Annotated in this window: 1 pseudogene; it reads left to right on the top strand. The window is 70.5% G+C overall.

Features of this window, described 5'->3' with window-relative positions:
- Positions 1-224 (top strand): annotated as a pseudogene (locus DVH02_RS36255) (DNA hydrolase); the annotation flags it as partial.

Below are 224 nucleotides of genomic sequence, written 5' to 3'. Positions count from 1 at the left end.
GGGCCGGGGGAGACGCCAACAGTGCGCGCTGGGCCCCCGTGGACGCACTCCTCAAAGGGGAGGGTGAGTTCGCCCAGGAGGACGGACACCCCGCCCAACTGGCCTTCGATCATGCGCGGATCCTGGCGGACGGGGTGGAGCGGGCCCGATCCAAGATCGAGTACTCGTCGCTGGCCACGGCGTTCTGTCCCTCCGAGTTCACGGTCGGCGAGCTGCGCCGGGTG

This window comes from Streptomyces corynorhini (assembly GCF_003346515.1).
GTDB classification, from domain to species: Bacteria; Actinomycetota; Actinomycetes; order Streptomycetales; family Streptomycetaceae; genus Streptomyces; species Streptomyces corynorhini.
Note: the sequence above shows the minus strand (reverse complement) of the source record. Positions and strands in the feature narration are given on the sequence as shown.